Source organism: Micromonospora sp. RTBAU3-60, from assembly GCF_054963695.1.
The window spans coordinates 173,702-187,614 of the sequence record NZ_JBUEGB010000002.1 but is presented as its reverse complement, the minus strand read 5'-3'; the positions used below and the strand labels follow the sequence as shown (position 1 = coordinate 187,614).

The window sequence follows — 13,913 nt, the reverse complement described above, 5'->3', positions numbered from 1 at the left end:
CGCCCGTCGGCCGTAGGCTGGCCGCGCGTCGATAATGTGGAACGGCGGTGCCGGGCGGCACCGAACCCGACCGTTCCCGCCGGGCCGTAGGCCGCGCCGCGAGCGCGGGGGCCTGATTGACGGGGTGCGGACCGACCATCCGGAGCGGGCAGGGATGACAGGTGCATGACGACGGCAGGTACGACGACCCACGGGTGACCGGGCCAGGAGGACAACCCCCTGCCGAGCCCGTTTCACGTGAAACCGACTACCCGGGCTGGCCGGTGAGCGGCAACGAGTCCTACGACGCGACCCCGCGTCCGCCGGAGGGCGATCCGGTGGTACGCCGGGACGCGCCTGCCGGAGGTGGTGTCCGGCCGACCTCCGGGGTGCCGGCGAACGTGCCCCCGACGCGGGATCCGCTCGACCCGATAGGTGGTCCGGCCAACGCGCCCACTGCGCGTCCCGGCCCGGCACGCGGCAACGCCGCTGTCCCCGGGCGCTACGAGCCGCAGTCGCCGGTCTCGGCGGTGCCGCAGCAGCCCACCTCGCAGTCCGCGCCCGACGTCGTCGCGCCCGACACGCCACCGGCCGCCGCCTACGGTGCCGAAGCCGCCGACAGCACGTACGTTTCACGTGAAACCCCGACGCGCGAAGAGGATGATCCACCGTTGGCTATGGAGGCTATGCGCGCCGTGCAGATCCTGAATCCCAGTGGCGAGGTGACCATGCCTCGGCCCGAACGGACCCGGGTGATGTGCGTCGCCAACCAGAAGGGCGGCGTGGGCAAGACCACGACCACGGTGAACCTGGCAGTGGCGCTCGCCCTGCACGGCAACCGGGTCCTGGTGGTCGACCTCGACCCGCAGGGCAACGCCTCCACCGGACTTAACGTCCCGCACCACACCGGCGTCCCCGATGTGTACGACTGCCTCATCGAGGGCGTGCCCCTGGAGGACGTCGCCCAGGCAGTGGAGGGCATCCCGAACCTGTGGTGCGTCCCGGCCACCATCGACCTGGCCGGCGCCGAGATCGAGCTGGTCTCGGTCGTCGCCCGGGAGTCCCGGCTGGCCCGCGCCATCGCCGCGTACCCGGGGCACTTCGACTACGTGTTCATCGACTGCCCGCCCTCGCTCGGCCTGCTGACCGTCAACGCGTTGGTCGCCGCGCAGGAGGTGCTGATCCCGATCCAGTGCGAGTACTACGCGCTGGAGGGCCTCAACCAGCTGATCAACAACATCAACCTGGTCCGCCAGCACCTCAACCCGAGGCTCGAGGTCTCCACCATCCTGCTCACCATGTACGACCGGCGCACCCGGCTGGCCGACGCGGTGGAGCAGGACGTGCGGAACCACTTCGGGGACAAGGTGCTCCAGGCCGTGATCCCCCGGAACGTACGGGTCTCCGAGGCCCCCAGCTACGGCCAGTCCGTGATGACCTACGATCCCGGTTCGCGCGGGGCCACGAGCTACTTCGAGGCCGCTCAGGAAATCGCCGAGCGAGGCGTCAAGGAGCCGGTGAGCCGGAATGCGTAGTGCGGAGAAGTCGCTGGGAGGCGTCGCATGAAGAACCGTCCTCGCGGCGGTCTGGGCCGAGGGCTGGGTGCCCTCATCCCCACCGGTCCGGTGCCGGGCAGCAGCCCGGCGGCCGTCGAGCCCGCAGGCGGTACGGCGGCCGAAATGCCGCCCCCAGCCGTGGCCGGCGCTGCCGCTGCCGTGGTCGGGACACCCCCGGCGGCTGCGGAGCCCGGACCGCAGCTGAGCCCGGTGCCGGGAGCCCGCTTCGCCGAGATCCCGGTCGACGCCATCGTGCCGAACCCCAAGCAGCCGCGGCAGGTCTTCGACGAGGACGCCCTGGAGGAGCTGAAGACCTCGATCCAGGAGGTGGGCTTCCTCCAGCCGATCGTGGTCCGTGCGCTCGACGGCGAGAAGTTCGAACTCGTCATGGGCGAGCGCCGCTGGCGGGCCGCCCAGGCGGTCGGCCGGGAGAGCATTCCCGCCATCGTCCGGGACACCAAGGACGACGCGATGCTCCGGGACGCGTTGCTGGAGAACATCCACCGAGCCAACCTGAACCCGCTGGAGGAGGCGGCCGCTTACCAGCAGCTTCTGGAGGAGTTCGGGGCCACCCACGAGGAGTTGGCTCGCCGGATCGGCCGGAGCCGTCCGCAGATCTCGAACACCATCCGGCTGATGAACCTGCCCGCTCAGGTGCAGCGCCGGGTTGCCGCCGGGGTGCTCTCGGCCGGCCACGCCCGGGCGCTCCTCAGCCTGGACGACGCCGAGGCGCAGGAGCAGCTCGCCAAGCGGATCGTCGCCGAGGGCATCTCCGTACGTGCCACCGAGGAGATGGTCGCCCTCGCGCTCGCCGACGGGCCGGCGAAGACCCCGGCTGCGAAGCGCCGGCCAAAGCCGCACGCGCCGGCGTTGACGGACCTCGCCGACCGGCTCTCCGACCGGTTCGACACTCGGGTGAAGGTCGACATCGGCCGCAACAAGGGCAAGATCACGATCGAGTTCGCCACGGTCGACGACCTGGAGCGGATCGTTGGGATCATCGGGGTGGGCCAGGAGGATCAGCCCGGCGAGTGAGCACGGGTCCTGGGCCTCGGCCGCGTCGTCTTTGTGACGGCGCGGCCGAGTCGTTTGTGGGGTGGGCGCGGCCGAGCCGTTTGTGGGGTGGGCGCGGAGCTTCGGGCCGCTGTCGCTCGACGGCTGGCGCCGCTGTCCCGGCTTCCCGGCTGACGGAACCAGGGCCAGGGTCTGCGCCAGCAGCACCCCTCGCAGTGCGGGCAGGGTGCCGAACCGGGCCGCCAGCCGGCCGACGCCGAGCGCCCCGGTTCTGCGGGCCTCACGTCTCCGGTTCGGGGTAGGGGTGCCTCCGAGTGCCATGCTGCTCCGCTGTCGTGCTCACGGCGCTCTCAACGGGCCGAAAGGGCGGATGGTGCGACGGGAGGGTGTCGTTGTCGGCGCCCGCGCCATGTCGCCCTCCCGGCCCGGCCGATTGGATCGCCGGCTTGCTGCCGGGAGATGCGGCCACTGCTGCCCGTGGGAGTCCGCCGCCCAGGGGCAGGACTTCGCCCGCCGTTTCACGTGAAACGGCCGTGCGGGGATGTGTTGCCGCGACTGAGGACGGTGTCGTTTCACGTGAAACGCAGGCTGGCTCACGCCCAGGTGTAGGGCATCAGAAAGTCGACGGCCACTGCGGAGGTGCGTGGCGGGCCGAACTCCTGGATTGGATTGCTCCAAGCCGAACACGCCACACTGGGCCGCCCGCAGGCCGTCCCAACGCCCGCAGGCCGTCCCAACGCCCGCAGGCCGTCCCAGCGCTCACCGCCTCCGCCAGCGCCCACCGGCGGTCTCCGCCATTTCGCCGCGCACGCCGCAGTCCTTCCCAACGGTCTCCCGGCAGGCGACGGTGGCAATCGGGGCCGGAGGACCGGGCACCAGTGACCCGGGGACGCCTCGCGCTCAACTCCGCCTCTGGATTCCAGGGCCGGCGCGGTCCGGCCGCGCATGTGCCGCTGTTTCACGTGAAACGAGGAGCTTGGGCGTGCCTGGGTCATCCGGCTCCGGCGTTCGTGGCCGTTGCTGAGCGGAGCTCGGAGTCCAGGAGCGCGGCGACGAGGCGAGCGGGGGAAGCATGGGTCCGCGGGGAACAGGTCCGACCGGCTGAACCGGAACATGGCGGAGCGACACGGGCGCGGCGGCACCGCGGCAGTACAGCGCCCAGCCGCCCGAACCGAGCGAACCGAGCGAGCCGGCGAGGAGTAGGGCCGGGAATGGCTAGGCGGTGTACGGCAGCCGGCGCGCAGGTCGGCCATCGGCCCGCCGTCCAAGCCGCGCGACACATGCCGATCGGGCGCACCGGTGGGTGGCTCAGCGATCTACGGGGCGAAGAGAGCCGAGCGAGTCGAGGGACCGTTTCACGTGAAACAGCGGCCCGGCGTCAGTGGACGCGGGGTGCCCAAGCACCCAGGGGCCGTCGCCCCGCCAGCCGCAATCCTGATCCGACGTCAATGGAGCGACACCAGGACCACGACGAGGGCGGCGGCGCGGACGGTTTGCGGCGCGGACGGTTTGCGACGCGGAAAGGCGCGGCCGCGCCATGAGCAAGGCGGGGCACTCCCCGGCGGTGGCCGCCACCGCAGCCACCCTCGCTTCGTCACGCCACCGACGCCCGAGGGCCGACGTTGCCTGGGACCGACGTTGCCGGGACCGACGTTGCCGGGGACCGACGCCGCCGGGGACCGACGCCGCCGGAGCCGAACGCCGCCCGGGCCCGCCGTCCACGCCGCGCCAGCCAGGTGCACGGGTGGACGCGACGGCAGTCCGGAATCCCCCGGGCGCCTGAGGCAGCCCGGCTTGGGCCGTTGCCTCGGACGCAGCCCGGTGCCGGAGCTTCGGCATTGCCTGCCGTGTGAACGAGGCTGCGCGAGGCGCCCCGGGGGTTGCTAGCGCATCTCGGCTCGGGCTGTGGATCCCTCCGCATTGGGCGCACTCGGTGTCTCGATTCGGACCACCCGTCCGACACAATCGCGGCGCGACCGGACCGGACGCGCCCGGACCGGAACGATGCCGGGCTCGTGCTCAGCCGGATCGGGAGCCTCTCGGCCGGCATCTGGCTGAGCCCCTGCGGTTTGAGCGCAGCGATGCCAGGTGCCGGCGCCGCTTCGGGCAGCCGGGCGACGAGGCGGTTCAGGGCGGCCCGCAGCCCATGTCGGAGCAGCTGGTGCGACGGGCATCCGAAGCGAGAGATCTTGGACCCCGAACGGGGGTCGCGACCGGACCGGAGTTACGGCGAGGGGCAGCACCGGGAGAGGCATGCCAAGCACCTGCCGGTTGCCGAACGCGGGCAGCGGGACACCACGACCGACCGAACATGCCCGCTGCCCATCGGCCCGTCACTCGTTAGGAAGGGAGGCCAGGCGGTAGGTGAACATCCGGTGGACAACCCGCCCCGGCACCCGCCCGGTTATCCACAGTTGTTTTCCACAGGGCACCCCCGTTTCACGTGAAACAGCGCGGCGAAACCCGTGTTGAGCTGTGGATGACGCGGTGTGCTGGTGATCTCAGCGGCCTGTGGACAACGCGGTGGACAACCGCGCGCCGATCGACGACGAACGACGAAAAGAGGTAGGGACAGCCGCCGCGGACTCGGTTAGGGTCAGCGTCGTGCAGGACACCCCTCCCTCAGTCCCGGACTTCACCCAATGGCCCTCCTTCCCCTTCGAGGGCGACCTCCGCGTCAAGCAGCTCGACGATCCGGTACCGGTCGAACCGCCCCGCCGGGGCGAGGGAAACCGGGAGTGCACCGCCTGCAACGCCCCGGACGAGGCGTACATCTGGGTCGGTGAGCGGTGGCGGGTGCGGGCGATGGACCGCCCCACCGGCCTGCCGATGGTGCTGATCCTGGAGTCCCGCTCCCACCTCGATCTCGGCGATCTGCCGAACCTGCTCGCCGCCGAGCTGGGCGTGATGACCGTCCGCCTGGAGCGGGCCATCCGCTCGCTGGACGGTGTCGCCCGGGTGCACGTCAACCGCTGGGGTGACGGCTCCGCGCACCTGCACATGTGGTTTCTGGCGCGGCCGTACGGACGGCTGCAGCTGCGGGGCACGTTCCTCTCCCTGTGGGACTCGATCCTGCCCGCGATCTCCGAGTCGCAGTGGCGGGAGAACCTGGCCCTGGTCGCCGCCTGGCTGGCCGAGTTCGGCGGCCGCCCGCTCGCCGAGCCGCCCCGCATCCAGTGGCAGGCGCCGTCGAGCTTCTCGTCGTCCGCACCGGAGAGCGTGGCGGCCGATGCGGAGGAAACCGCGTCGGTGATCGAGGCGGCGGAGGAGATCCCGGAGCCGGAGAACGGCGCCGCGCTGGAGAGCCACCTGGAGTCGGGGAACGCGCTGGAGAGGCACCCGGAGCCGGCGAACGGCCCGGCGAAGAAGGAGTCAGAAGCCGCGCCGGCGGAGTGACCGACCAGGCGATCGTTACGGACGACGGGCGGCTCGGCTGACCAGCGAGCCGAGCACCCGCCCGAAGTCCAGCCCGGCGGCCTGGATAGCCAGCGGTAGCAGCGACGTCTCGGTCATACCCGGGGACACGTTGACCTCCAGCACGTGCGGCTGCCCGTCCGCGTCGACGATCAGGTCGACCCGGGAGAGGTCGCGCAGGCCGAGTGCGTTGTGCGCGGCGAGCGCCACGTCCGCCACCCGGTCGGTCGTCTCCTGGTCCAGTCGGGCGGGCGCGTGCCAGGTGGTCCGGCCGGCGGTGTAGCGGGCGGCGTAGTCGTACACGCCGTTGCGGGGCACGATCTCGACCGGGGGCAGCGCCTCCGGCCCCTCGCCCAGGTCCACCACCGAGACCGCCACGTCCATCCCGGGCACGTAGCGCTCCACCAGCGCCGTCTGGTCGTACGCGAAGCAACCGACCATGGCGGCCGGCAGTGACGCGGCGTCCCGGACCACGGCGGCGCCCAGTCCGGAGCCGCCCTGCGCCGGCTTGATCATCAACGGTAGGCCGAGCCGGTCGGCGATCCGGTCCAGCACGGCCACCGCGCCCAGCTCGGAGAAGCGGTCGTGTGGCAGGGCTACCCAGTCGGGCGTGGGGATGCCGGCCTCGCGCAGCACGGCCTTGGCCGACGGCTTGTCCCAGGCGAGCCGCGAGGCCCGGGCATCGCAGCCGACGTAGGGCACGTCGCAGAGGTCGAGCACCCCGCGCAGCGAGCCGTCCTCGCCGGTGGCACCGTGCAGGGCGATCACCACGGCGTCCGGCGGGTCGGCGGCCAGTGCGGGCAGCAGGGCCACGTCCGCGTCCCGCAGCTCGGCCTCCACGCCGACCGCCCGCAGCGCATCGAGCACGCGCCGGCCGGACCGCAGGGAGACGTCCCGCTCGTACGAGAGTCCGCCGGCGAGCACCAGCACGTGTAGCTCGTCGGTGACGGCGGGGTCGGTCACGGAATTGTGTGCGGCAGGGCTGATGGCCATGTGGGAATCATGCCAAGTCGGGGCCGGGCGCGTCCGAGCCGCCCTGCCTGCGCCGCGGCTCCGAGCCACCGACCGCGCCGAAGACCCGGCGCATGGCGATCTCCTGCTCCATCACGCCGGCCAGCCGGCGGACGCCCTCGCGGATCCGCTCCGGCGGCGGGAAGGAGAAGTTGAGCCGCATGTTGCCGCTGCCGGTGCCGTCGGCGTAGAAGCCGGTGCCCGGCACGTACGCGACGCGGGCCGAGATCGCCCGCGGCATCATCGCCTTCGAGTCGAGTCCGTCGGGCAGGGTCGCCCACACGAACAGGCCGCCGCCCGGGCTGGTCCAGGTGGTGCCGGCCGGCATCAGGTCCTCCAGCGCGGCGAGCATGGCGTCCCGGCGCTCGCGGTAGACCTCCCGGTAGACCTTGAGCTGCTCCCGCCAGGGCATGGTGCCGAGGTACGTCGAGACGGCCGCCTGGGCGTATCCGCTGGGGCAGAGGATCTGCGCCTCGCTGGCGATGACCAGCTTGTCGCGGACCGCGTGCGGGGCGAGGATCCAGCCGACCCGGAGGCCGGGGGCGAAGGTCTTGGAGAAGGTGCTCAGGTAGAAGACCCCGTCCCGCCGCCGGGCGCGCAGCGGCGCGGGCGCGTCCCCCTCGAAGCCGAGTTGACCGTACGGGTCGTCCTCGACCACCAGCAGGCCGGCCCGCTCGCAGATGTCGAGCACCTGCTCGCGCCGCTCCTCGCTCAGCGTCACGCCGGTCGGGTTCTGGTAGGTCGGGATGGTGTAGAGGAACTTCACCCGGCGGCCGGCGCGGGCCAGGTCGGCGATGGCCGTTTCCAGCGCCTCCGGGATCAGCCCGTGCTCGTCCATGGGTACGTGGGCCACCTGGGCCTGGGCGGCCTGGAACACCCCGAGTGCGCCGACGTACGTCGGGCCCTCGGCGAGCACCACGTCGCCCGGGTCCAGGAAGAGCCGGGCCACCAGGTCGAGCGCCTGCTGGCCGCCGACGGTGACCACCACGTCCTCCGGCGAGGCGCCGCACGAGGCGTCGATCCCAGAGAGGGACATCACCTCGCAGATTCGCTCGCGCAGCTCCAGGGTGCCCTGGCCGATGCCGTACTGCAGCGTGGTGACGCCGTGCTCGGCGCCGAGCCGGCCGAGCATCTCGCCGACCGCGTCGAGCGGCAGCGCCGCGATGTACGGGGCCCCACCGGCGAGCGAGACCACCTCCGGCCGGCTGGCCACCGCGAAGAGTGCCCGGATTTCGGAGGCGGTCATCCCCCGGACCCGGCGGGCGTACCGGTCGGTGTAGTCGTCGAGCGTCGTGCCGGTCATGACATCACCTCGATCGGGTGTCGGCGGGGCTGCCGCCCGGATTGGTACCCGCGATGCCGGCAACCATTGGCGGCGCGGGACGCCGGTTGGTCGATCGTAGTCGGTACCCCTCACCACCTGCGCCGCCATGTGAAGAAAGTCCACATCCCGGACCGGTCCGGCCCGTGCCGGGTGGCCGTTCGCACGTCCTCTCCCGCACCGCGGGACAGAGGCGTACGATCGCTCGTCGGGGGCAGGAAAGCGGCGGAGTGAGGCTCTGAGCCTATTGGTGGGGTGCGATCATGTCGCGACGTCTGGTCAGTCTGACCCTCGACACCTTGGAAGACCTGCCCCGCCCGTGCCGGCAGTGCGTCTACTGGGAGCTGGATCCGGTCTCCGCCGACCGGGCGTGCGCCGCCGGCGACCCCGGGCTGGAGAAGGAGGCCTGGGTCTCCCAGACGCTGCTCGAGTGGGGCTCCTGCGGCAAGCTCGCGTACGTCGACGGCATGCCCGCCGGTTTCGTCATGTACGCCCCGCCGGCGTACGTTCCGCGCTCGATGGCCTTTCCCACCTCGCCGGTCTCGGCGGACGCCGCGCTGCTGATGACGGCCAACGTGGTGGCCGCCTTCGCCGGCGGCGGCCTGGGCCGGATGCTGGTCCAGGGCGTGGCCCGGGATCTCACCAAGCGCGGCATCAAGGCGATCGAGGCGTTCGGCGACGCGAAGTTCGGGGACGACGGCGACGACCCGACCCGGGCCTGCCTCGCGCCGGCCGACTTCTTCCTGTCGGTGGGCTTCAAGACGGTCCGGCCGCACCCCCGCTACCCGCGCCTGCGGCTGGAATTGCGCACGGCGCTGAGCTGGAAGTCGGACGTCGAGTACGCGTTGGAGAAGCTGCTCGGTTCGATGAGCCCGGAGACGTTGCTCCGCCCGGTGCGTCCCGCCCCGGCCACCCGCTCGACGAGCTGACCGGGTCAGCCCCGCGCGCGCCCCGGGCCGCCCCGGCCCCGCGCCGCCGGGGCCTGCCGTCAGTCCACCGCCGTCCCGGCGGCGACGATCGCCCGGAGCTCGCTGACGTCGATGGAGCCGGTGGGTACGTCCCGCTCGATCGGGAAGTACATCCGCTGCACCGCGGCGACGATGGCCTCGACCACCTTGTCCCGGAACCGGGGGTCGACCAGCCGGCCCCGATCCTCCGGCGAGGTCAGGTAACCCACCTCGACCCGGACCGCCGGCATCCTCGTCAGCCGCAGCAGGTCCCACGCCTTGGCGTGGGTACGGCAGTTCCGCAGCCCGGTCCGGGCCACGATCTCCCGCTGCACCAGCCCGGCCAGTCGCTCCCCGGTGGCCGAGGTGACGCCGTTGTTGGTGCCGTAGTGGTAGGTGGCGACCCCGTTGGCCGCCGGGTTGGCGTGCCCGTCGATGTGCAGCGAGATGAACACGTCCGCGCCGAGGGAGTTGGCGAGCTGGGCGCGATCGGCGTCCGGCAGGCAGGTTGCCGGCGACGGGCCGCGGGTGAGCTGCACCCGTACGCCGGCCGCGGCGAGCCGCCCCTCCAACCGGCTGGCCAGGTCGTGCACGATGTCCGCCTCGGTCCAGCGGAGTGGGCCGTCCGGCACCACCACGCCCGGGTCGGTGCCGCCGTGTCCCGGGTCGACCACCACGGTCCGCCCGACCAGTGTCGGTCCGGCCTGCCGGATGGCGTCGGACTCGCGCAGCCACTGCGGACGCCCGCCCACCACCTTCCGGCCGAGGCGGCGCAGCGCGTTCATGGTGTGCGGGCCGCACGCGCCGTCCGGCTTCAGCCCCATCTCCCGCTGGAACTGGGCGACCGCCCGCGAGGTGCGGATCCCGTAGATGGCGTCGGCCCGGCCCACGTCGTACCCCATCTCCAGGAGGCGTTCCTGGAGCGACCGGACGTCCTCGCCGATCAGCGGTTCGGGCACCGCGTGGTACAGCGTCCGGGCACCGAACCGCCAGCGGGCCGCGTCCAGCGCCCGCCAGGTCTCTGCGCCGACTCGCCCGTCCACGCTCAGGCCGCGGGACTGCTGGAATGCCCGGACGGCGCGCTCGGTCTCGGCGTCGAAGTCGTCGCCCTTGCCACCGGGTGGAAGCAGGTCGAGGCCGGTGAGGACGGTACGGATCTCGGTCACCGCAGGTCCCCGGTCACCGGGTCGGATGGGACGCACGATGACCCCCTCTGCACGGGCACTGGATGGCCGGAGACTCCGACGGAGGTGGCCCCCATGGCTGGGGACGCTTACGGAGCGTACCGTGGCCGGTCACCGTCGGCTTCCGGTTCGAGCAGGTCGGGCACCCGGGCGGGAAAGCAGGAACCCCCGTTGCCGGGTGGCGACGGGGGTTCCTCGGCTGCGGAGCCGGCTCAGAGCGCCGATTCGATGAGCCTCACCAGCTCGCCCTTGGGCTTGGCGCCGGCGATGGACTGCACCGGCTCGCCGTTCTTGAAGATGGTGAGAGTCGGCACGGACATCACCCGGTACGCCCGCGCGGTCTCGGGGTTCTCGTCGATGTTGAGCTTGACGATGGTGACCTGGTCACCCATCTCGCCGGCGATCTCCTCGAGCAGCGGCGAGACCTTGCGGCACGGTCCGCACCACTCCGCCCAGAAGTCGACCAGGACCGGCTTGTCGGACTTCAGCACGTCGCTCGCGAAGCTCGCGTCGGTGACCGCCTTGGTTGCACCCACTATGAACCCCTCCTCCGGGACTTTTCTGAGAAAATTCTTCAGCCTTGCAGGGTGGCGATGAAGCGCTCGGCGTCCAGGGCGGCGGCGCAGCCCGTACCGGCGGCCGTGATGGCCTGCCGGTAGGTGTGGTCGACCACGTCACCGGCGGCGAAGACGCCCGGCACGTTCGTCCGGGTGCTCGGGGCCTGCACCTTCACGTACCCCTCGTCGTCGAGGTCGATCTGCCCGCGGAAGAGCTCACTGCGCGGGTCGTGGCCGATCGCCACGAAGACCCCGGTGACGTCGAGCACCTTGCTCTCGCCGGTGTGCACGTTTCGCACCCGGACGCCGCTGACCTTGCCGTCGTCGCCGAGGATCTCCTCGATCACGGTGTTCCACTCGACCTTGATCTTGTCGTTGGAGAGGGCCCGCTCGGCCATGATCTTGCTGGCTCGGAACGAGTCCCGGCGGTGGATGATCGTCACCGAGTCGGCGAACCGGGTGAGGAAGCTGGCCTCCTCCATCGCCGAGTCACCGCCGCCGACCACCACGATGTGCTGGTTGCGGAAGAAGAAGCCGTCGCAGGTCGCGCAGGACGACACGCCGTGGCCGAGGTATTCCTGCTCACCCGGCACGCCCAGCGGACGCCAGGCGGAGCCGGTGGAGAGGATGACCGCCTTCGCCCGGTAGGCGGTCGCGCCCACCCAGACGGTGCTCATCGCGTCCGAGCCGATTTCGCCGGTGTCCTTGAGCTCGACCCGGGTCACGTCGTCGGTCAGGAACTCGGCACCGAACCGCTCGGCCTGCTTGCGCATGTTGTCCATCAGTTCGGGCCCGAGGATGCCGTCGGCGAAGCCGGGGAAGTTCTCCACCTCGGTGGTCGTCATCAGCGCGCCACCGGACTGCACGCCCTCGATGACGAGCGGCTTGAGGTTGGCGCGCGCGGCATAGACCGCCGCCGTGTAACCGGCCGGCCCGGAGCCGATGATGATCAGGTTGCGGACCTCGTCCACTGCCGTCTCCCGATGTGTGTGTTCGCCACCGGCGCGCACCGATGTCGATCCCGAGTGCCGACGGCTCAGCGGCGTCGGCGCCTGACTTGCAGAACGTCATCGTACGAAGCGGGGATTCCCGAGCCGGTCATCTGGTGGGTCACGTCACGTGGCAGGACACGCCCGGGCGACCGTGACCTCACCCTACTCGGGTACGGAAGCGGGTGTCCGCGCCGGACCCGGGCACCCCGCACTCGGCTCCGCTCACCCACGCCCAGCGCGCACCGCTCTGGTCGACGAAGGTGACGACGAGCGCCGGACGCCCCTGGAACGACGCGTAGTCGACCAGGTCGAGGGTGATCAATCCGGCTCCGTGCTCGGCGCTGATCGCGCCGAGGCAGGACGCCAACGCCCCCGGGCGGGCCAGCCGCTCCAGGCCGGCCCCCTCCGACTTGCGCTGGTCGTCCGGCGCGATTCCGGCGGTCTCGCGGGGACCACGGGCCGCCGACGGCGAGGTCAGCGTCATGATGCTGCCGGGCAGTTGGTCCGGGCCGTAGTCGGTGCCGCTGTGCTGGGGTGGCCCGGCGGTCCGGAAGGGTGCGGCGGCAGCCGCCTCGGGCTGCGCCCGGCCGGCGGCCGGCCCGGCGCGGTCCGCCGTCGACGTCACGCCGTGGTTGGCGGTGTCGACCAGGTGGCTGATCCCGAGCCCGACCGCGGTGACCGAGACGGCCGCCAGGGCGACCGGCCCGGCGATCCGGGCCCAGCGTCGGGAGCGCCGGCCCGGTCCGGTGTTGCGGGCCGGGCGTTCGGCGGGCCGCGTCGCCCCGTCCGCCCGCCGCGGCTGGGTCGGCACGGCGACCGGCGTCGCCCCGCGGGCCTCGGCCGGGTGGGGCGCCTCCGGCTCCCCGTCGCCGACCTCGTGCGGTCCCGGGCCGGGCGCGCCGGCCCACTCCTCGGCGTCGGCTCGGGCCGCGTCGGCCGGGGCCGGCCCGGCGCCGGCGAGCGCCGCCGTGATCCGGTCCGCCACGGTCAGCGGCAGCTCCGGCGTGGGAGCGGCGGCCCAGTCGGCCAGGTCGGCGTGGACCAGCTCGACCGCCCGCGCCAGCGAGGCGTACGCGTCGCCCCAGGCCGGGTCGGACTCGATCAGCCGGGCCACCGTGGCCTGCTCCGGGGTGCCGTCCAGCGCGCCGCCGACGTAGTCGGCGAGCAGGTCGGGGTCGACCCCGCTGAACTCCCGGGAAGTCACGTCTCCTCCTGGCTGACGTCCCGCCGGGACCACCCCGACGTCGATCCGACGCCCTCGGGCGGCCGGGGGTTCCCCCCGGTGACGCGCGGCACGTCCGGCGTCTCGTCGGAGCCGGTACGCAGGTGTCCGAGGAGCACGGCCAGCCGGGCCCGTCCGCGGGCGCAGCGGCTCTTCACCGTCCCCTCCGCGACGCCGAGGATCCGGGCCACCTCCGCCACCGGGTAGCCCTGCACGTCCACGAGGACCAGCGCGGCCCGTTGCTCGGCCGGCAGCTGTGCGAGGGCCTGCCGGACCACCAGGGCGGTGTCGTGGTCGCGAACCGGGGCCGCCGGCTCCACCCCGCCGGTGTGCCGGCCCGGCTCCCCGTCGGTGTGCACGCCGTCGGGCAGCGGGACGGTGGCATGCGTCTGGCGTCGCCGCATCCGGTCCACGCAGGCGTTCACCACGATCCGGTGCAACCAGGTGGTGACGGCCGAGTCGCCGCGGAACCGGGCCGCCGCGCGGTGCGCGGACAGCAGGGCGTCCTGGAGCGCGTCGGCGGCCTCCTCGCGGTCGCCGAGGGTACGCAGGGCCACCGCCCAGAGCCGGTCCCGGTGCCGGTGGAACAGCTCGGTGAACGCGTCCCGGTCGCCGGCGACGTGCGCGCGCAGCAGGTCGAGGTCGGACGGCCCGGCCGGCAGGCCGTCCCCGGTCGCCGGCTCCGGCGTACGCCCGCGGCGACCCGCCATCACCGC

At 72.7% G+C, this 13,913-nt stretch carries 11 protein-coding genes; 4 read left to right on the top strand and 7 right to left on the bottom strand.

The window, feature by feature from the left end; genetic code table 11:
- Positions 1-161 precede the first annotated feature (161 nt).
- The 3 genes from ACY34I_RS03000 (at position 162) to ACY34I_RS02990 (ending at position 5,945) form a co-directional block, all read left to right on the top strand.
- Positions 162-1,514 carry a ParA family protein gene (locus ACY34I_RS03000; RefSeq protein WP_462752215.1) on the top strand — a complete coding sequence of 451 codons (1,353 nt, stop codon included), beginning with the start codon at positions 162-164 and terminating at the stop codon, positions 1,512-1,514.
- Between the two features lie 27 nt (positions 1,515-1,541).
- Complete coding sequence (locus ACY34I_RS02995) at positions 1,542-2,570, top strand: ParB/RepB/Spo0J family partition protein (RefSeq protein WP_462752213.1); 1,029 nt, start codon at positions 1,542-1,544, stop codon at positions 2,568-2,570.
- A 2,583-nt stretch (positions 2,571-5,153) separates the two neighbouring features.
- Positions 5,154-5,945, top strand: coding sequence for a hypothetical protein (locus tag ACY34I_RS02990; protein ID WP_462752211.1), 792 nt, complete (start codon positions 5,154-5,156; stop codon positions 5,943-5,945).
- 15 nt (positions 5,946-5,960) lie between these two features.
- Here the strand turns inward: ACY34I_RS02990 and ACY34I_RS02985 are convergent, their stop codons facing one another.
- Both ACY34I_RS02985 and ACY34I_RS02980 read right to left on the bottom strand, forming a co-directional pair.
- Entirely contained in the window at positions 5,961-6,956 is a 996-nt protein-coding gene (locus tag ACY34I_RS02985; RefSeq protein WP_462752209.1) for a D-alanine--D-alanine ligase family protein, read from the bottom strand.
- Between the two features lie 7 nt (positions 6,957-6,963).
- The gene (locus ACY34I_RS02980; protein ID WP_462752207.1) at positions 6,964-8,277 is read right to left on the bottom strand and encodes an aminotransferase-like domain-containing protein; all 1,314 of its coding nucleotides are present in this window, start codon (positions 8,275-8,277) and stop codon (positions 6,964-6,966) included.
- Between the two features lie 281 nt (positions 8,278-8,558).
- On the opposite strand from ACY34I_RS02980, the gene ACY34I_RS02975 reads away from it, so the two are divergent.
- Complete coding sequence (locus tag ACY34I_RS02975; RefSeq protein ID WP_148793762.1) at positions 8,559-9,224, top strand: GNAT family N-acetyltransferase; 666 nt, start codon at positions 8,559-8,561, stop codon at positions 9,222-9,224.
- A gap of 59 nt (positions 9,225-9,283) precedes the next feature.
- Here the strand turns inward: ACY34I_RS02975 and ACY34I_RS02970 are convergent, their stop codons facing one another.
- The 5 genes from ACY34I_RS02970 to sigM form a co-directional block, all read right to left on the bottom strand.
- Entirely contained in the window at positions 9,284-10,444 is a 1,161-nt protein-coding gene (locus tag ACY34I_RS02970; protein WP_462752204.1) for an N-acetylmuramoyl-L-alanine amidase, read from the bottom strand.
- A 194-nt stretch (positions 10,445-10,638) separates the two neighbouring features.
- Positions 10,639-10,962: a thioredoxin gene (gene trxA / locus ACY34I_RS02965; protein ID WP_148793760.1), complete on the bottom strand. Its 324-nt coding sequence runs from the start codon at positions 10,960-10,962 to the stop codon at positions 10,639-10,641.
- Between the two features lie 38 nt (positions 10,963-11,000).
- Complete coding sequence (gene trxB, locus ACY34I_RS02960; protein ID WP_462752202.1) at positions 11,001-11,954, bottom strand: thioredoxin-disulfide reductase; 954 nt, start codon at positions 11,952-11,954, stop codon at positions 11,001-11,003.
- Between the two features lie 178 nt (positions 11,955-12,132).
- Positions 12,133-13,179 carry a hypothetical protein gene (locus tag ACY34I_RS02955; protein WP_462752200.1) on the bottom strand — a complete coding sequence of 349 codons (1,047 nt, stop codon included), beginning with the start codon at positions 13,177-13,179 and terminating at the stop codon, positions 12,133-12,135.
- A complete protein-coding gene (sigM, locus tag ACY34I_RS02950) occupies positions 13,176-13,907 on the bottom strand; it encodes an RNA polymerase sigma factor SigM (protein WP_462752198.1) in 732 nt (243 codons plus the stop codon). Before sigM ends, ACY34I_RS02955 begins: the two co-directional genes overlap by 4 nt.
- Between the last annotated feature and the right edge of the window lie 6 nt (positions 13,908-13,913).